We start from the raw sequence: 18,474 nt of genomic DNA, 5'->3' as shown, positions 1-18,474 counted from the left end.
TACGTGGGGTGCTGCCGGTACGCAGGGTTCTTCCGGTACGTGCGGTGCCGCCGGTACGTGCGGTGCTACCGGTACGTCCGTGGGCTCGCACACCGGGCAAGGTGCCAAGTCCCTTACGTCTGGGGCCGGTTCGGCCTCCGCCTTGCCGAGTACCAGCGGGCAGTCCGGGCGATGGGCCAGCGTCCCGCCGGGGAGTCGGAGCAGCGGCCCGTCGGAGGAGGGGAGCCGGTGGCCGGCCTCCTCCGCCTCGGCGAAGGGCGGTTCGGCGTCCAGCCACCCGCGGTCCGTCCATCCGCCGTCCCGCCATCCGCCGTCCCGCCCCCGCCCCGCCAGCAGTACCGCACCCGCCACGATCAGTGCCGCCCCCGGCAGCGTGCAGGACGCCAGGTAGGGGACCTGGCGGGCGGTGAACCGTTCGCCGGAGACCCCGTACCAGCCCAGTACACACAGCACCGCGCCACAGGCGACCGTGGCCAGTGCGATCCACCCGTACGGTGCTCTGCGCATCGCGTCCCCCAGCCCGAGACCTGCCCGCAACCTGCCGACCCCTGTCCAACGCGGACGATTCCTTGCACTATGCCCTGTGTGGGACCGACCCTGAAGGTGGTGGGCAGGATGCTCGTCGGCAGGAATCCCCGGAGTGGTGCGAGGGTTGCGGCGTGGACCTCCGCGGCAGTGCTGGTCCTCGGTGCGGGTGGCACCGCGTGTGGCGGGAGTGACGATCCACCGCCACCCGGGTCAACGCCCACCAGCGCGAGTGCGGCGCCGGGCGGCGGCATCGACCCCCAGCCCTCCGACTCCGCGTCCGCCAGCGGCCCCGCCGACGTGGTGGCGGCCAAGCGTCAGGTCGAGGACAACTGGGCCGCCTTCTTCAACCCCCGGCTCACCCTCGACGAGAAGGCGAACGTCCTGGAGAACGGGGTCACCATGCAGCCCGTACTCAAGGCCTTCAACGGCGACCAGCGCGGCGGCCAGACCTCCGCACGGGTCACCAATGTGCGCTTCAACTCCGCGACGCAGGCGACCGTGACGTACGACCTCCTGCTGAACGAGGTCCCGGTGCTGCCGAATTCCAAGGGCACCGCCGTCCTCCAGGACAGCAGGTGGAAGGTCTCCGTGAAAACCCTGTGCGCCCTGGTCAAGCTGAGTGGCAATGCCGCGGCCCCGGGCTGCTGACCGGCCCGTCCGACTGCTGCTGTACGCGGCCCTGCTGAGCCTCTGCGCCACCGCCTGCGGCAGCCGCGTCCCCGAGAGCGACTTCGAGCAGCCCCCGCCCACCGCCTCCCGCGCCGCCGCACCCCCGCTCCGTATCGGCATCATCGCCAGCGCCACCAGCCCCATCGGCGGCGACGCCTTCACCGGCCCCGGCGAGGGCGCCCGCGCCTACTTCGACGCGCTCAACGCCCGGGGCGGCATCGACGGCCGCCGGATCGAGGTGGAGACCTGCGACGACGGCGGCAGCGGCATCGGGAACAACGAGTGCGTGCACCAACTCATCGACGAGAAGGGGGTGCTGGCCCTGGTCGCCACCACCGCACTCGACTACGCGGGCGCCCCCCTGGTGTCCCGGGCCGGTGTCCCCGACATCGGCGGCCAGCCCATCGGCACCGCGTACGACACCTACCCCCACCTCTACGGCATCTACGGCAGCCTCGCCCCCCGCACCGGCGCCGGCGGAAGGCCCGGCTGGAACGGCACCCTCTACGGCGGCACCGAGGTCTACCGCTACTTCAAGCGCGAGCACGGCGCCCGCACCGCCGCCGTGGTCTCCTACAACCAGTCCTCCTCCGCCTCCTACGCCCGGATCACCGTTCAGGGCCTGCGCGCCGAGGGGTACACCGTGGTCGAGGAACAGGTCGACTTCGCGCTGCCCAACTTCCGCGCGGTGGCCGCCGATCTGAAGGAGCGGGACGCCGACCTGGTCTTCGACGCCCTGGACACGCACGGCAACGCCCAGCTGTGCAAGGCGATGGACGCCGTCGGCGCCGAGGTCACCGCCAAGGTCACCAACGTCCAGAACTGGTCGTCGACCGTCACCGAGGACTACGAAGACTCCCCGCGCTGCCGCAACGCCCTGTGGGTGACCGGCGGCAGCCACAACTTCGACGACAAGGACCATCCGCGGGTGCGGGAGTTCCGCACCGCCGTGCAGGGCAGCCTCCGGCGCGCGGGCGGCAACGAGAACGCGCTCTCCCAGTGGCAGCTCGAAGGGTGGGCGGCCGCGATGTGGTTCGACGACGCCGCACAGTCCTGCACCGGCGAGGGCGTCAGCCGCGAAGGCGTCACCCGCGCATGTGTCGAGCGCTTCCTCAACCGGAAGGAGCCCTACACCGCACGCGGCCTGCTGCTCCCCGTCCAGTACGCCCCGACCGCCGACCCGCCCGGGGAGCGCCGTACCTGCCTCTCGGTGGCCCGCTGGCAGGACGGCACCGGATGGGTGGCCCAGGGTGAGATGGATCGCACCTGCTTCACCGTCCCGCAACTGCCCTACCGGCCGTGACCCCCACGGAGGTGCACCAAAGCCCTGCGCCCCACCCGCACCCCCGAACGGACAAGTAGAGTCATTGTGCGAAGGAACGACGGCGGATGCCCGGATCGGGCCGCCCAGGCCCTGTCTGGACAGGACCTACGACCAGGGGGACTCACCGGCGAATGCACATCTCTTTTCTGCTCCACAACGCGTACGCCGTCGGCGGGACGATCCGCACCACGTTCAACCTCGCCCAGACCCTGGCCGAGCACCACGACGTGGAGATCACCTCCGTCTTCCGGCACAGCGACGAGCCCTCGATGAGCCCTCCGCCCGGTGTCCGCATCAGCCACCTCGTCGACCTCCGCAAGCAGCACGCCGGCTACGACGGCGACCTCCCCGACCACTCCAGGCCCGCCAGGATCTTCCCCGCCGGGGAGAGCCGCCACCACCAGTACAGCCGGCTCACCGACCAGCGGATCGGTGCCCATCTGCGGGACCTCAAGGCCGATGTGGTCGTCGGCACCCGGCCGGGCCTCAATGTGCACATCGCCCGCCAGGCCAGGCCCGACACCGTACGGATCGGCCAGGAGCACCTCACCCTGGACAGCCACCGCTTCCGGCTGCGCCGCGAACTGCGCTATCGGTACGCCCTGCTGGACGCGATCACCACCGTCACCGAGGCCGACGCCCGCGCCTACCGCAGCGGGCTGAAGCTCCCCGGCGTACGCATCGAGGCCATGGCCAACAGCATCCCGGCGGCGAAGCTCCCACCGGCCGACGGGAGCAGCAAGTGGGTCGTCGCCGCGGGCAGGCTCGCCCCCGGCAAGCGCTACGACCTGCTGGTCCGCGCCTTCGCCCAGGTCGTCGCCGCCCGCCCCGACTGGAAGCTGCGGATCTACGGCGGCGGCGAGAGCGCCCCCGCCCTGCGCGCCCTCATCAACGAGCTGCGGCTGCACAACCACGTCCTGCTGATGGGCATCGCCGACCCCCTCGAAGCGGAATGGCCCAAGGGGTCCATCGCCGCCGTCACCTCCGACCTCGAAGCCTTCGGCATGACCATCGTCGAGGCCATGCGCTGCGGGGTGCCCGTCGTCTCCACCGACTGCCCGCACGGACCCCGCGAGATCATCAGCGACGGCGTCGACGGCAGGCTGGTCCCGATGGGCGACGCGGACGCCGTCGCCCGCGCCCTGCTCGACCTCATCAACGACGACGGGCTGCGCGGTCGGATGGGCCGCGCAGCCTTGGCGAACTCCGCGCGCTTCGACCCCGGGGCGATCGCCGACAAGCACGCCGCGCTCTACGCCGACCTGGTCTCCCGCGGCACCAACAGCCGTACCCACAGCCCCCTGCGGGACACTCTCCACCGCGCGCCGCAACTGCTCATCGACGAAGCCTCCACCCTGCGCCGCAAGGTCCTCTCCACGCTCCGGAAAGGGCGTACCGCATGACCACCTCACCCTCCTCCCGGCCCGCCGAGGCCGAGGACGGCGCCCCGGCGGTGCCGCGCGCCGACTGCACCGCGGACTCCGCGGGCGGAGTCACCTTCGACGTGGCGGTGGCGGCGGCACCCGACGCCGCACTGGTGCTGCGCCGCAAGGGCCGGGGTGACGACGTGCGACTGCCGCTCACCCCGGTCTCGCAGGGGCGGCTGCGCGCCGTGCTGCCCAGCACCGTCGACCTGCCGGAGGGACGCTGGGAGGCGCATGTGTACGGGGCGGGGGGCGCCGACCTCACCGTCCGGCCCGGCATCCGTGACCTGCGCGCCCTGGTCGACCGCACCCCCGACCCGCGCACCGAGGCGGTCGCCGTCCGCATCCCGTACGCCACCGCGGACGGCAGCCTCGCCGTCCGCAGCTGGCGGCGCGCCCCGCACGCCGAGGCCGGCGACATCACCTTCGCCGCCGACGGCACCGACATGACCGTTGAGGGACTGCTGTACGGCGTGGAGCTCGACGGTGACGCCTTCATCGAGGCACGCCTGCGTGGTGACGGCGGCCGGATCCACCGCGAACCCGTCACCGGCGAGGAGCACTCCTTCGCCTTCACCCTGCCCTACGCACCGCTCGCCGAGGGCCGGGACGGCGCGGGCCGCGCCTGGGACCTGTGGCTGACGCCCCGCACCGGGGTGCCCGCGATACGGGTGGCCCGGCTGCTCGACGACGTCGCGGACAAACAGCCCGTCTTCAAGTACCCGGTGCTGCCGGTCGGCGAGGACGGCAAGACCGTCGCCTTCCCGTACTACACGCTCGACAACGACCTCACGGTGCAGGTCAGCACCCCCTGAGCGCGCAGGGGCACGTGCGCGCGCGCACTCGCGGACGGTAGCTGTCCGCAAGGGCTGGCAGACTCGCCGCATGTTGGAGACCTCGGCCCGGCTGCTGCGTCTGCTCTCGCTGCTCCAGGCACACCGCGAATGGACCGGACCCGATCTTGCGGGCCGCCTCGGCGTCACCCCGCGCACCGTGCGGCGCGACGTGGACCGGCTGCGTGAGCTGGGCTATCCCGTGCACGCCAGCCCCGGCACGGGTGGCGGCTACCAGTTGGGCGTGGGTGCCCAGTTGCCGCCGCTGCTGCTCGACGACGACGAGGCGGTGGCGGTCGCGGTGGGGCTGCGCAGCGCCGCGGGGCAGGGCATCGAGGGCATCGGCGAGACCTCGGTCCGCGCCCTCACCAAACTGGAACAGGTGCTTCCGGACCGGTTGCGCCGCCGGGTCGGCGCCCTCAACGCGTTCACCGTCCCGATGCTGCACGGCCGCCGGGGCGGCGCCGTCGACCCCGGCGTACTGACCGAACTCGCCACCGCCTGCCGCGACACCGAACGTCTGCGCTTCGAGTACCGCGACCACGCGGGCAACGCCACCCGCCGCACCGTCGAACCGCACCGCCTGGTGTGCACCGAGCGCCGCTGGTACCTGGTCGCCTGGGACCTCGACCGGGCCGGCTGGCGTACGTTCCGGGCCGACCGGATCACCCCCAGGCCCCCGCACGGGCCGCGCTTCACACCCCGTGAGGCGCCGGCCGAGGACCTGGCCGCCTATGTCTCCAAGGGTGTCTCCACGGCGGCGTACGCCTCGACTGCCGTACTGCGCCTGCACGTACCGCTGGAGCGGGCGCGCGAGGTGGTCGGCCCCAGCGACGGCGTACTGGAGGCGGAGAGTGAGCACAGCTGTCTGCTGCGCACCGGGGCGACCAGCCCGGACGTGATGGTCATTCACGTGCTGCTGATGGGCGTGGAGTTCGAGGTGGTGGAGCCGCCGGAGCTGAACGAGCGGATCAGGTCGGCCCGTGATCTCCTCGGACGCGCTCTGGATCGAGCGGAGCCGGCTCGACCTGGGACGCCTGCTGGAGCGCCGCGATCTCCGGGTGGCGCAGATCGAAGGCCGGAGACTCGGAACGGATCTTCGGCAGGGTGACGAAGTTGTGCCGGGGCGGCGGGCAGGAGGTCGCCCACTCCAGCGAACGCCCGTAGCCCCACGGGTCGTCCATGTCGACCTTCCTGCCGTACTTGGCCGTCTTCCAGACGTTGTAGAAGAACGGCAGCATCGACAGGCCCAGCAGGAAGGCGCCGATCGAGGAGAGCATGTTGAGCAGGGTGAACCCGTCGGCCGCCAGATAGTCGGCGACCCGGCGGGGCATCCCCTGCGCACCCAGCCAGTGCTGCACCAGGAACGTCAGGTGGAAGCCCACGAAGAGCGTCCAGAACTGGATCTTCCCCAGCCGCTCGTCCAGCATCTTGCCGGTGAACTTCGGCCACCAGAAGAAGAACCCGGCGAAGGTCGCGAAGACGACCGTCCCGAACACCACGTAGTGGAAGTGCGCGACCACGAAGTACGAGTCGGAGACATGGAAGTCCAGCGGCGGCGAGGCCAGCAGCACCCCGGTCAGCCCGCCGAACAGGAAGCTCACCAGGAACCCCACCGACCACAGCATCGGCGTCTCGAAGGACAGCGAGCCCTTGAGCATGGTGCCGGTCCAGTTGAAGAACTTCACTCCGGTCGGCACCGCGATCAGGAACGACATGAACGAGAAGAACGGCAGCAGCACCGCCCCCGTCGCGAACATGTGGTGCGCCCACACCACCAGCGAGAGCCCGGTGATGGCCATGGTGGCGCCGATCAGCATCACGTACCCGAAGACCGGCTTCCGGGAGAACACCGGGATGATCTCGGTGACGATGCCGAAGAACGGCAGCGCGATGATGTAGACCTCCGGATGCCCGAAGAACCAGAAGAGGTGCTGCCACAGCAGCGCACCTCCCCACTGGGCCTCGAAGACCATCGACCCGAAGCGCCGGTCCGCCTCCAGGACCAGCAGCGCCGCCGCGAGCACCGGGAACGCGACCAGCACCAGAATCGACGTGAACAGCACATTCCACGTGAAGATGGGCATCCGGAACATCGTCATCCCGGGCGCGCGCATCCCGATGATGGTGGTCAGGAAGTTCACCGCGCCGAGGATCGTGCCGAAGCCGGAGAGGGCGAGCCCCATGATCCACAGGTCGGCGCCGATGCCGGGGGAGCGGACCATGCTGTTCAGTGGCGCGTACGCGAACCAGCCGAAGTTCGCCGGGCCGCCCGGCACGATCAGCGAGCCGAGCACGATCAGCCCGCCGAAGAGGAACAGCCAGTACGAGAGCATGTTGAGCCGGGGGAACGCCACATCGGGCGAGCCGATCTGCAACGGCATGATCTCGTTGGCGAAGCCGGCGAAGGTCGGTGTCGCGAACAGCAGCAGCATGATCGTGCCGTGCAGGGTGAACGCCTGGTTGAACTCGTTGTTGGTCATCAGCTGAAGGCCAGGCCTGGCCAGCTCGGCCCGCATCATCAGCGCCATCAGCCCGGCGACCAGGAAGAAGCCGAACGCCGTGATCAGGTAGAGATGCCCGATCTTCTTGTGGTCGGTGGTGGTCAGCCAGTCCACGACCACCCGGCCCGGCCGGCGGTCCGCCGCGGGCTCCGCGGCAGCCGTCTCGACGGTCTGTGTGCCCATCGTGCCCCCTCGCAGTCCGCGCCCCGGGCCAACTGACACATGATGCGCGCGAGGACCCCCGATCCAACAGAGGGCGTACGGAACCGGATGTGCGTGCGAGGGGGCTTTGTCCGCGACGGGAGTGCCGAGTTGTGGCGGAATTGAGAATTCCGAATGAGCCGTACGCATTGTTTGCCGAGCGGTGCCGGACAGGTGTGCGGAGCTTGTGCGGAAAACGGCGAAGTTAATTCGGATCGTCGTGCGAGTTTGATAAATGCCGTACGGGAAACGGCATTTACCGGCAAAGGAAGCGCTCCATCGAGTGAAAGGGAGATCGGCAAACGGTTGTCGTGATCTTGTGACACAAGCGTGACCGGGAAGGTATCTGGCGCCTACGGTGGCTCCTATGGCACCTCTACCGACACCTCCCGCCCAGCCCGCCGACAACCCCGAGCGCTATGTCGGCCTGCCCGCCGCCGAGGCCGAGCGCACGGCCACCGCACACGGCTGGCAGACCGTCAGGACACTCCCGCCCGGCGCCATCATCACCATGGAATTCATGCAGGGCCGGCTCAACTTCGAGGCCAAGGACGACACCGTCACCCGCTGCTGGATCGGCTGAGTCCAGGGGCGCCCGAGGCGCCTTCGCGAGGGCACCGGACGCCTCCGCGAACGCCTTCGCGGTCGCTTGCAGGGATACGACGAGGGCCCGGCCCACTCCTTGAGGAGTGGGCCGGGCCCTCGCTGTGCGTATCGGCGCCCGTGCGCCCCGGGGCAGGGGTCAGCGCGCCGCCTGGGGCGAGTGCGCGCCGCCGCCGCGCGGCTGCGGGGGGCGCCTGCTGCCCGCCGGAGTGGCCGGAGCGCGCTCCGAGCGCACCGCGTGCGGGCGGGCCTGGAGCGGGGACGCGGACTGGAGGGTCGCCTGGTGTGCGGTGCGGGTGCCGGAGTACCGGCCGCCGCCCGTGCTCACGGTGCCGCGCGCCGGAGCGCCCTCGCCCGCGGTCGTACGTATCGAGGGAATGACCGTGGAGGCGCCGGCCGGCACCCCTGCTCCGGACGCGGCGGGGACGTAGGCCCCGCGTGCACGCCACCGCTCGCGGACCGCGAAGACGAAGGCCTCCGCCCGGGCGATCAGCGGCTCGAACCAGGGCAGTGCGAGCAGGATCAGCAGACCCGCGGCCCAGCCGAGCAGCACATCGCTCAGCCAGTGCGTCCCCAGATAGACCGTGGTCGCGCCGACACCCAGCGCGACCACCGCGGAAAGTACCGACAGCCAGCGTCTGGCCCGCGGGGTGGTCGCCAGATAGGCGAGGATGCCCCAGGTCACGACCGCGTTGGCGGTGTGTCCGGAGGGGAATATATCGCCGCCCGCGTAGAGCTCGGCGGAGCCGATCTGGGTCGCGTAGTGCGGGCCGAGACGGCCCAGGCCGATCTTCACCGCGCCCACCGTCAGATTCAGCAGCAGCAGCGCCGCGGCCAGGGCGAGCAGCGGGCGCAGGGTGTGCTGACGCCAGGAGCGCCAGCCCAGCCAGGCCGCGACCATCACCGCGGTCGGTCCGCGCTGGCCGAGCACCACGAAGTAGTCGAGGAAGGCATGCAGCTCGGGCCACTGCTCGTACGCCCGGAAGAGCATCACCTTCCAGTCGAGCAGGACGAGCCAGGACGAGACCAGGACGGCCCAGACGATGGCGAGGTAGAACGCCACCGTCGAGCCGAAGAGAACCTGACGGGTCCGGCTCATGCCGGGGATCTCTATCTTCGGCGGCTCCGGTTCCCGGTCCAGCCGGGCAAAGATTCGGTCGATACGCACCCAATCGACATTACAGCGGGTGAGTGACGGCCCCGACCGGTACGGCCTCTTTGTGATGACCATGTGATGTGGAGTGTGTCTCACCGTAGTGGTTATTCCCGGGCGTTCCGGAAATGCTGGGGACCTTGTGCCCTATTCAATGCGGCCCACTCCCGCGGCGCTTCTCCAATCCGCTGCATTTCAATGAACGGGTCCGTTAATCGGTGTTTGCCTCCCGGCGGCCCGCCGGACCCGGAGCCCGGAGGCGCCCCTGCCGGGAACCGGGCACGCCGCGTCCTGCGTGGTCCCGCGTGGTGCACGCCACACCGGCTCGGGCGATCCGGTGAGAGATGGGGCACGCGCCCTGGGGGTGAACTCGCGTACGCTGACGGCTCACTCGCCCGTCGATGCCGGGCCCACCAGGACGTATGACTCACATACGTGTCCAAGGGCCTACCGAGCGCGAGGATTTCACTGGGAGGTTGTGTACATGGCAGGGACAGCCACGGCCGGCAATGAGTCGACTGCGGGAGGTCCCTGGCGAGGGCTCCTCACAGGTCGCGGGGCGAACCGCTGGGTCGTCCTCGCGCTCCTCTGTGCGAGTCTCACGCTCGTCGCGCTCGACTCGACGATCCTGCACATCGCGGTCCCCTCGGTCACCGAGGACCTGCGCCCCGGCTCGGTGGAACTGCTCTGGATCGTCGACTCCTACCCCCTCATCTGTGCCTCGCTGCTGATCCTCTTCGGCACGCTCGGTGACCGGGTCGGCCGCCGCAGGATCCTGCTGCTCGGTTACGCGCTGTTCGGCATCGCCTCCGCCGCGGCAGCGCTCGCCGACACCCCGCAGGTCCTGATCGCGGCCCGCGCCCTGCTCGGCGTCGGCGGCGCGATGATCATGCCTGCCACGCTCTCCATCCTCCGCGCGGTCTTCCCCGACCGGCGCGAGCGCTCGATGGCCATCGGCATCTGGTCCGCGGTCACCGGAATCGGCGCCGCCGCGGGCCCGGTGGTCGGCGGCTTCCTGGTCGAGCACTACTGGTGGGGCTCCGTCTTCCTGATCAACATCCCGCTGATGATCGTGATCCTCCCGCTCGGCCGGCTGCTGCTGCCCGAATCGCGCGGCAGCGGCCAGGGCCCGTGGGACGTGGTCGGCGCGCTGATGGCCTCCGCCGGCGTGCTCGGTGTGGTGTACGGGGTCAAGCGGGCCGGCAGCGGCGATCCCGCGCTGTCCGCCCTCACGCTGGGCCCGCTGCTGGTCGGCCTGGTGCTGCTGGTGCTCTTCGTGCGCAGGCAGAAGCGCCGCGAGCATCCGCTGATCGACATGAAGCTGTTCTCCCGGGCCGCGTTCACCACCTCGGTGGGCTGCATCGTGCTCGGCATGCTGGCGCTGGTCGGCCTGGAACTGATCGCCGTCCAGTACCTCCAGCTGGTCCTCGACCTCACCCCGCTGGAAACCGGCATGCGACTGCTGCCGCTGACCTTCGCCGCGATGGTGGCGGGCGCGCTCGGCTCGTACGTCCTGCAAAGAGTCGGCCCGCGCGCCATGGTCGCCTTCGGCTTCACGCTCACCGCGGCCTCCGTCACGCTGCTGACGATGATGGGCCAGGAGGACAACCCGGGCCTGCTCGCCTTCGGCTTCGTCCTGCTCGGCTTCGGCCTCCAGGCCACCCTCTTCGGCAGTTACGAATCCATGCTCAGCGAAGCCCCGGCGGACGCGGCGGGCGGCGCCGCGGCCATCGGCGAGACCGCCTACCAGCTCGGCGCCGGCATGGGCATCGCGCTCCTGGGCAGCGTGATGAACGCGGCGTACGGCCCCGGCCTCAAGAACGTCGAAGGCGTCTCCCGGCTGCACAGCGCCGCGGCCTCCAACTCGCTCGGCGAGGCCTACGAGGTCGCCAGGGAACTCGGCGGCCAGGCGGGCGCGGCCCTGCGCGCCGCCGCCCGGGTCGCCTTCGTGCACGGACTGCACGTGACCCTGCTGACCAGTGCCGGCCTGCTGCTCATCGGCGCCGTGGCCGCGCTGAAGCTGCCGCGCCACATGGACACCTCGACGCCCGGGGAGGACTCGCCCGCCGGGGACGCGGCGGGCCCCGAGGACGAGGGGGACTCGGGTCGCAAGGCCCCCGCGCCCCGCAAGCCGGACCAGGAATCCGCGGCGCTCAAGAAGAGCGGCACACAGGCGCACCCGCCCGCACACCGCGAGCGCGCCGAGGCGTCGGCGGGCCTGGACCGCGGCTCCCGGGCCTGAGCCCGCCGGGCCGCCGAGCGCGGGTGGGCCCGGGCGGGGGAACCGGGGCTGCCGAGCGCGGGTGGGCCTGGACGGCGGCACCCAGGGCCCGTAACGTCGGCCGGGAGCTTTAACTACCACTGCTAGTTAATCTTCCGAGAGCCGCCGGAGGGCCCGCATGTCCGCACGTCCCGCGAAGCTTCCGCCGTTCGACCCCGCCGACCCGCTCGGCATCGACGACCTGCTCGGCCCCGAGGACCTGGCGATCCGCTCGACCGTCCGCGACTGGGCGTCGAGCCGGGTCCTGCCGCACATCGCCGACTGGTACGAGCGCGGCGAACTCCCCGGCATCCGCGAACTGGCCCGCGAACTGGGCTCGCTCGGCGCGCTCGGCATGTCCCTGACCGGGTACGGCTGCGCGGGCGCCACCGCCGTCCAGTACGGCCTGGCCTGCCTGGAGCTGGAGGCCGCCGACTCCGGCATCCGCTCCCTGGTCTCCGTACAGGGCTCACTGGCCATGTACGCGATCTGGCGCTTCGGCTCCGAGGGGCAGAAGCAGCGCTGGCTGCCGTCCATGGCGTCCGGCGAGACCATCGGCTGCTTCGGCCTCACCGAACCCGACCACGGCTCCGACCCGGCCGGCATGCGGACGTACGCCAAGAAGGACGGCACCGACTGGGTGCTCACCGGGCGCAAGATGTGGATCACCAACGGCTCGGTGGCCGGGGTCGCCGTCGTCTGGGCGCAGACCGACGAGGGCATCCGGGGCTTCGTCGTCCCGACCGGCAGTCCCGGCTTCTCTGCCCCGGAGATCCATCACAAGTGGTCGCTGCGCGCCTCGGTCACCAGCGAACTGGTGCTGGACGAGGTGCGGCTGCCCGCCGACGCCGTACTTCCGGACGTGGTGGGACTCAAGGGGCCGTTGAGCTGCCTGAGCCACGCGCGGTACGGAATCGTCTGGGGCTCGATGGGAGCGGCCCGCGCCTCCTTCGAGGCGGCGGTCGACTACGCGAAGACGCGCGAACAGTTCGGCAGGCCCATCGGCGGCTTCCAGCTCACCCAGGCCAAGCTCGCCGACATGGCCGTCGAACTCCACAAGGGCATCCTGCTCGCCCACCACCTGGGAACGCGCCTGGACGCCGGGAAGCTCCGTCCGGAGCAGGTCAGCTTCGGCAAGCTCAACAACGTCCGCGAGGCGATCGAGATCTGCCGTACCAGCCGGACGATTCTCGGTGCCAACGGGATCTCGCTGGAGTACCCCGTGATGCGTCACGCCACCAATCTGGAATCGGTGCTCACCTACGAGGGCACCGTGGAAATGCACCAACTGGTGCTGGGCAAGGCGCTCACCGGACTCGACGCGTTCCGGTGAGCGGCACCACACAGCACCCCTCCACTGACACCCTCAGCTCTGGTTGAAGAAGCCGCCGGTCTGACGGCCGGCGGCCTCGCCGCTCACGATGCTCGTGTCGGCGGGGGTCAGCAGGAAGACCCGGGTGGCCACGCGCTCGATGGAGCCGCGCAGACCGAAGGTCAGGCCGGCCGCGAAGTCGACGACGCGCTTGGCGTCCCCGGGTTCCATGGCCGTCAGGTTCACGATCACCGGGACGCCGTCCCGGAACAGTTCGCCGATGCCGCGCGCGTCACGGAAGCCGTCGGGAGAGACGGTCGCGATGCGGCGACCGGTGTCCTCGGCCTTCTCGGAGACGACACGGACCCGGGGGTCCGTGACCCAGGGCTCGGGTGTCTCGTTGTTCCCCTCGGCGTACTCGTCGTCGTAGTAGCGGTCGTCGTCGCTGTCCTCGACGAGTCCGAGCCAGGCACTTGCCTTGCGCACCGATCCCATGAACGCCTCCTCTCACCGCGGTCTGTTTGTGTTCCGCTCCCCCTATGGTCGTCCATCATGCGGATTGCGCGCCAAGTGGATAGTCGGCGCGCAGGGGTTTCGTGACGGTACTGGTGCAGAAGTTGTGGCGATTTCCTTGGGTTCTACCGTGGCGGGGGCCGCCGGGAGAGTGTAAATCGCACCATCGGGCCAGATGGGTGAGCGGGTGGTCGGACGGGTGAACATACGCCGTCTGTACGATGCCTGACGGACTGTTCAGTGGGCGGGTCATCGCAGTACGGGGGCACAGAATGTTCGGCATTGTCAGACCTTGCTCGCACCGGCTCGGGGAGAGCCTCAGGACCGAGTGGATGGCCCATCTCTGCGGGCTCTGCCTGGCACTTCGCAAGGATCACGGGCAGTTCTCACGCATCGTCACCAACTACGACGGCCTGATCGGTTCGGTTCTGACGGAGGCTCAGTCCGTGCGGTCCACCGACTGGCGCCGCACCGCGGGCCCGTGCCCGCTGCGCGCGATGCGCACCGCGCCGGTCGCGCAGGGTGAGGGCGCCAGGCTCGCCGCCGCGGTCTCGCTGGTGCTGGCCTCGGCGAAGATCCGGGACCACGTCGCCGACCGGGACGGCCTGTTGGCCCGTCGGCCGGTCGCCGTCGCCGCCCGCAGGCTCGCCACGAGCTGGGACAGGGCCGGAGCCAGGGCCGGAGCCTCGCTCGGTTTCGATACGGCGGTACTGGTGGACGCCGTCGACCGGCAGGGCGGCATCGAGTCCCTCGCGGGCATCGGCACCTCGCTCCTCTTCGTGACGGAGCCCACCGAGACCGCCACCGCGGCCGCCTTCGCACACACCGCCGTACTCGCGGGCAGGCCCGGCAACGCGGCCCCGCTGGCCGAGGCCGGAAAGCTCTTCGGGCGGCTCGCGCATCTGCTGGACGCCGTCGAGGACCAGGTGGCTGACGATGCGTCAGGGGCCTGGAATCCGCTGACCGCCACCGCGACCCCGCTCGCCGAGGCGCGGCGGCTCTGCGACGACGCGGTGCACGGGGTGCGGCTCGCGCTCAAGGACGTGGAGTTCGTGGACTCGCGGCTGGTGCACCGGCTGCTGGCGCACGAGCTGGAGGAGTCGGTGGACCGGGTGTTCGGCACGGGTGGGTGCGGGCACCGGCACGAGGGGCAGGCGCAGGCCTACGGGCCGCCGGCCGGGGGCGGGCAGCAGCCCGGGTATCCGGGGCAGGGCGGGCAGCAGGGGCAGGGCGGGTATCCGCAGGGCGGGCCGTACGGGGCCGGTGGCCCGTACGCCTCCAACAATCCGTACGGCGGTGGCGCCCCCGGCCCGTACGCCGGAGGGCCGGGGCAGAGTGTGCCGCCCGGCGGTGGCGGCGGCCACGGCGGTGGCGGTTTCGGCGGTGGTGGCGGTGACTTCCTCGGTGGTAAGCCGACGCCGCCGGAGCGGAAGGGGCCGCGCGGATTCTGGGCCGGGTGTGCGGTGGCGATCGGGCTGTGCTGCACCTGCAAGGTGTGCTGCGCGGACGAGTACGAGGGCGCCTGGTCGCGGAAGAAGCGCAAGGGCTGCTGCGACAACTGCGACTGCGGCAACTGTGACTGTGGCGGCTGCGACTGCAGCTGCTAGGGGTCGGCAGCTGCTAGGGGCCGGCGTCCGCACCCCGGCACTCATGACCCCGCGCTCCGGCCCCCGCTCGTGGGCGCCCGCTCTTGAACTTTGCGTGAACGGGGCTTCCGCGGTGCCGGGATTCGGGCGAATGTCCGACCCGTGTGGAAGGCTGGAGCGCATGACCAGCAGCAGCATGAGCAGCGACGCCAACCCGCGGGCCGACTGGGAGCGGTGGCACGCCCGGCGGGAGGAGACGGTGTCCTCGCCGTACGGACCGCTCTCCCTCTCCGGCACCCACTGGCTCGCCGACCACCCCGAGGGCCGTATCGACGGCGTGCCGGGGGAGTGGCGCCAGGACGGTGCGGAAGTGGTGCTGACCGCCGTGGCAGCGGACGGGATCGTCGTCGACGGGCAGCCGCTCGCCGGTGAGGTGCGACTCGGCGCCGACCGCGGGCCGATCCCCGAGTCACGGGTCGGCGCGGGGGAGCGGCGCCTCGTCGTGCTCAGCCGTGAGGGGCAGTGGGCGGTACGCGACTTCGACGCGCAGTCCCCGGCGCGGCGCGCGTTCGCGGGCATCGAGGCGGGGCCCTACGACCCGGACTGGGTGCTGCCGGGCCGCTTCGTGCCGTACGGAGAGAGCCGCACCATCCAGGTGGAGAACGCGGACGGGCGCGAGCGAGGGCTCGGGCTCGGCGGGGAGATCGTCTTCGCGCACGGCGGCGGTGAGCACTCGCTGCACGTCGCGGTCGAGGACGACGGATCGCTGTGGGCGGTCTTCGCCGACGCGGACAGCGGGAAGAGCAGCTACCGGTTCCGCTTCCTGCGGCCCGGCGTGCCGGACGCCGACGGGTCGGTGAGCGTGGACTTCAACCGGACGCTGCTGCCGCCGTGCGCCTTCGCCGACCACTTCATCTGCCCCTTCCCGCCGCCGGGCAACACCCTGCCGTTCGGCATCCCGGCGGGAGAGCTCAACAAGCAGGAGAAGTAAGGGGATCACGCCACCCGGGCCGGCTCGGAGAGGCCGCGTCCCACGCGTCACTGGAGCCCCGGTCGCCGCACAGGCACCGGGGCTTTCGCACGTCCCCTTCGTCTGCCGCCCTCCTCGCGGCCGCTCACGCTCCGGTACGCCCGGGCAAGGCTGAAACACGCCCTTGCGCCGGGGTGTGGGGGCCCGAATACTCCCGAGACAGCGCTTGTCAGGGGCACGCGGGCAGCCGGAAGAACCGGCCGGTACCTCGCGGGACCATGGCTGCGCCTCACGGGCCCCGGGAAAGACCCCACACCGCACCGGGCCCCCGATTCCCCTCGGGAGGAACGACAAGTGAGGAAAGAGCGCACCACCACACCGCGCGGCGGTATGGCGAGACGTGTCCGATTTTTGGCCGTGGCGGCAGGACTCGCCGCCACCGCCGCCCTCGCCGTACCGAACGCCCAGGCCCAACAGGCCGCCGCTTCTTCAGCGTTGAGCGCCAACCAGCTCGTCTCCGCCCAGGCCGCCGTCCTCGGCGCGGACGTGGCAGGCACCGCCTGGCACATCGACCAGGCCACCCGCACCCTCGTCGTCACCGCGGACAGCACCGTCTCCGGCGCCGAGATCGCCAAGATCCGGCAGGCCGCCGGTGACCAGGCGCGCGGGCTGCGCATCGAGCGCACCCCCGGCAAGTTCTCCAAGCTCCTGTCCGGCGGCGACGCCATCTACGCGCCCAGCTGGCGCTGTTCGCTCGGCTTCAACGTCCGCAAGGGCACCACGTACTACGCGCTGACCGCCGGTCACTGCACCGACGGCAACCCGGCCTGGTTCACCAACTCGGCCCGTACGACCCGGATCGGACCCACCACGGGCTCCAGCTTCCCGGTCAACGACTACGGCATCCTGCGCTACGACAACACCGCGATCGCCCACCCGGGCACCGTCGGCAGCGTCGACATCACCAGCGCCGCCAACGCCACCGTCGGTATGAGCGTCACCCGGCGCGGCTCCACCACCGGCATCCACAGCGGCACCGTCAACGGCCTGAACGCGACCGTCAACTACGGCGGCGGCGACGTGGTCTACGGCATGATCCGCACCAATGTGTGCGCCGAACCCGGCGACAGCGGTGGCCCGCTGTACTCCGGCAGCCGCGCGATCGGTCTCACCTCGGGCGGCAGCGGCAACTGCTCGTCCGGCGGTACGACCTTCTTCCAGCCCGTCACCGAGGCGCTGAGCGCGTACGGAGTCAGCATCTACTAGGGATCTGCCGGGGGACACTCGCCACCGGTGCTCCCCCAAGGTTCCACTCACTGCAGCCAGCAGCAGTCAGGCCCCCGTTCCGGACTCCTCCGGACGGGGGCCTGTCGACTGTCGGTCCCCGGGGTTACCTTCTTCTGGAGACATGTCCGGAGATGGTGGGAGTTCTGGGGCTCCAGGGGGCCGTGATGGTCGAGGAGTTGTTGACTGCGGGCGCGGCGGTCGCCGGTGCCGGGGTCGTGTACGTGATGGCGGCGGCCAGGGTGGTCAAGCAGTACGAGCGGGGGGTGGTCTTCCGCCTCGGGAAGCTCAGGGACGCGGTGCGCGGGCCGGGGTTCACCATGGTGGTGCCGTTCATCGACCGGCTCTCCAAGGTGAACATGCAGATCGTGACGCTGCCGGTGCCGGCGCAGGACGGCATCACACGGGACAACGTCACCGTCCGCGTCGACGCCGTCATCTACTTCAAGGTGGTCGACGCGGCGGACGCGCTGGTCCGGGTCGAGGACTACCGGTTCGCGGTGTCGCAGATGGCGCAGACGTCGCTGCGCTCCATCATCGGCAAGAGCAACCTGGACGATCTGCTGTCCAACCGCGAACAGCTCAACCAGGGCCTGGAGGTGATGATCGACAGCCCCGCGGTCGGGTGGGGCGTCCAGATCGACCGGGTCGAGATCAAGGACGTCTCCCTCCCGGAGACCATGAAGCGCTCGATGGCCCGCCAGGCGGAGGCCGACCGTGAACGCCGGGCCCGGATCATCAACGCCGACGCGGAACTCCAGGCGTCCAGGAAGCTGGCGGAGGCGGCCGGGGTGATGTCGGAGCAGCCGGCGGCGTTGCAGCTGAGGCTGTTGCAGACGGTGGTGGCGGTGGCGGCGGAGAAGAACTCGACGTTGGTGCTGCCGTTTCCGGTGGAACTGCTGAGGTTCTTGGAGAGGGCAGCGCCTTTGCCTCCGGCGGGGGGCGGGGACGTGCGGCGGGAGGAGCCTCCTCCTGTCACCTCGGGCGACTGAAGGGGTGGGCCGGGGCGGGGTGGGGTGCCACTCCGTGGGGGGCCGCCCCCTTGCCCGCCCGTTCCGCCGCCGGGGGCGGCCCCGCCGCCCAAGCGGGCAGGGTAGAGCGGGGAGGGGGCGGAATCGGACAGGCGTAGACCTTACGTTGGGGGGTTCGGTGGTTGCGGGGGGTGTTCGCGAATGTGACGCAGTGGGCACAGCGGCGGCACAGGAGCGGCATGTCAAGGGAAAGGGGGCGTGCGGTAGTTGTCGTGTGCGCGTCTGGAAGTCGACCTTGTGTGCCCCCGGTCCGGCTGTGAATAGTGGGGCCTCACCCGG

At 70.9% G+C, this 18,474-nt stretch carries 14 protein-coding genes and 2 pseudogenes; 12 read left to right on the top strand and 4 right to left on the bottom strand.

Annotation, left to right across the window (positions count from 1 at the left end; all coding sequences use genetic code 11):
* Positions 1-75: 75 nt before the first annotated feature.
* Positions 76-507, bottom strand: a pseudogene (locus tag ACIA73_RS15545) (hypothetical protein); the annotation flags it as partial.
* 78 nt (positions 508-585) lie between these two features.
* Here ACIA73_RS15545 and ACIA73_RS15540 point away from each other — a divergent pair.
* From ACIA73_RS15540 to ACIA73_RS15520, 5 genes are all read left to right on the top strand, one after another.
* On the top strand, positions 586-1,176 hold the full coding sequence (locus tag ACIA73_RS15540) for a hypothetical protein (RefSeq protein WP_399438985.1): 591 nt from the start codon (positions 586-588) through the stop codon (positions 1,174-1,176).
* On the top strand, positions 1,154-2,500 hold the full coding sequence (locus tag ACIA73_RS15535; protein ID WP_399438984.1) for an ABC transporter substrate-binding protein: 1,347 nt from the start codon (positions 1,154-1,156) through the stop codon (positions 2,498-2,500). The genes ACIA73_RS15540 and ACIA73_RS15535 overlap by 23 nt, the downstream gene beginning before the upstream one ends.
* A gap of 152 nt (positions 2,501-2,652) precedes the next feature.
* Positions 2,653-3,924 carry a glycosyltransferase family 4 protein gene (locus ACIA73_RS15530; protein WP_399438983.1) on the top strand — a complete coding sequence of 424 codons (1,272 nt, stop codon included), beginning with the start codon at positions 2,653-2,655 and terminating at the stop codon, positions 3,922-3,924.
* A complete protein-coding gene (locus ACIA73_RS15525) occupies positions 3,921-4,760 on the top strand; it encodes a transferase (protein ID WP_399438981.1) in 840 nt (279 codons plus the stop codon). The genes ACIA73_RS15530 and ACIA73_RS15525 overlap by 4 nt, the downstream gene beginning before the upstream one ends.
* A 70-nt stretch (positions 4,761-4,830) precedes the next feature.
* Positions 4,831-5,889 (top strand): helix-turn-helix transcriptional regulator, encoded by a 1,059-nt coding sequence (locus ACIA73_RS15520; protein ID WP_399438980.1) that lies wholly within the window; start codon positions 4,831-4,833, stop codon positions 5,887-5,889.
* Here ACIA73_RS15520 and ctaD read toward each other — a convergent pair.
* A pseudogene (ctaD, locus tag ACIA73_RS15515) lies at positions 5,798-7,465 on the bottom strand (cytochrome c oxidase subunit I); the annotation flags it as partial. The gene ACIA73_RS15520 and the pseudogene ctaD sit on opposite strands and share 92 nt — an antisense overlap.
* Before the next feature lie 385 nt (positions 7,466-7,850).
* Here ctaD and ACIA73_RS15510 point away from each other — a divergent pair.
* Positions 7,851-8,066: an I78 family peptidase inhibitor gene (locus ACIA73_RS15510; protein ID WP_399438979.1), complete on the top strand. Its 216-nt coding sequence runs from the start codon at positions 7,851-7,853 to the stop codon at positions 8,064-8,066.
* A 159-nt stretch (positions 8,067-8,225) separates the two neighbouring features.
* On the opposite strand, the gene ACIA73_RS15505 is transcribed toward ACIA73_RS15510, so the two are convergent.
* Positions 8,226-9,254 carry a phosphatase PAP2 family protein gene (locus ACIA73_RS15505; protein ID WP_399438978.1) on the bottom strand — a complete coding sequence of 343 codons (1,029 nt, stop codon included), beginning with the start codon at positions 9,252-9,254 and terminating at the stop codon, positions 8,226-8,228.
* Positions 9,255-9,723: 469 nt separating this feature from the next.
* On the opposite strand from ACIA73_RS15505, the gene ACIA73_RS15500 reads away from it, so the two are divergent.
* Complete coding sequence (locus tag ACIA73_RS15500; RefSeq protein ID WP_399438977.1) at positions 9,724-11,481, top strand: MFS transporter; 1,758 nt, start codon at positions 9,724-9,726, stop codon at positions 11,479-11,481.
* A 157-nt stretch (positions 11,482-11,638) separates the two neighbouring features.
* On the top strand, positions 11,639-12,832 hold the full coding sequence (locus ACIA73_RS15495; protein ID WP_399438976.1) for an acyl-CoA dehydrogenase family protein: 1,194 nt from the start codon (positions 11,639-11,641) through the stop codon (positions 12,830-12,832).
* Between the two features lie 33 nt (positions 12,833-12,865).
* Here ACIA73_RS15495 and ACIA73_RS15490 read toward each other — a convergent pair whose 3' ends face one another.
* Positions 12,866-13,306 carry a cell division protein SepF gene (locus tag ACIA73_RS15490; RefSeq protein WP_399438975.1) on the bottom strand — a complete coding sequence of 147 codons (441 nt, stop codon included), beginning with the start codon at positions 13,304-13,306 and terminating at the stop codon, positions 12,866-12,868.
* A gap of 290 nt (positions 13,307-13,596) precedes the next feature.
* On the opposite strand from ACIA73_RS15490, the gene ACIA73_RS15485 reads away from it, so the two are divergent.
* The 4 genes from ACIA73_RS15485 (at position 13,597) to ACIA73_RS15470 (ending at position 18,156) form a co-directional block, all read left to right on the top strand.
* Entirely contained in the window at positions 13,597-14,931 is a 1,335-nt protein-coding gene (locus ACIA73_RS15485; protein WP_399438974.1) for a DUF5685 family protein, read from the top strand.
* Between the two features lie 175 nt (positions 14,932-15,106).
* Positions 15,107-15,901, top strand: a complete 795-nt coding sequence (locus ACIA73_RS15480; protein ID WP_399439051.1) for a DUF1684 domain-containing protein — start codon at positions 15,107-15,109, stop codon at positions 15,899-15,901.
* A gap of 369 nt (positions 15,902-16,270) precedes the next feature.
* Positions 16,271-17,146: a S1 family peptidase gene (locus ACIA73_RS15475; protein ID WP_399439050.1), complete on the top strand. Its 876-nt coding sequence runs from the start codon at positions 16,271-16,273 to the stop codon at positions 17,144-17,146.
* A 185-nt stretch (positions 17,147-17,331) separates the two neighbouring features.
* Positions 17,332-18,156 (top strand): SPFH domain-containing protein, encoded by an 825-nt coding sequence (locus ACIA73_RS15470; protein WP_399439049.1) that lies wholly within the window; start codon positions 17,332-17,334, stop codon positions 18,154-18,156.
* Positions 18,157-18,474 lie beyond the last annotated feature (318 nt).

It is taken from the genome of Streptomyces sp. NPDC051561 (genome assembly GCF_044454195.1).
Classification (GTDB): domain Bacteria; phylum Actinomycetota; class Actinomycetes; order Streptomycetales; family Streptomycetaceae; genus Streptomyces.
Note: the sequence above shows the minus strand (reverse complement) of the source record. Positions and strands in the feature narration are given on the sequence as shown.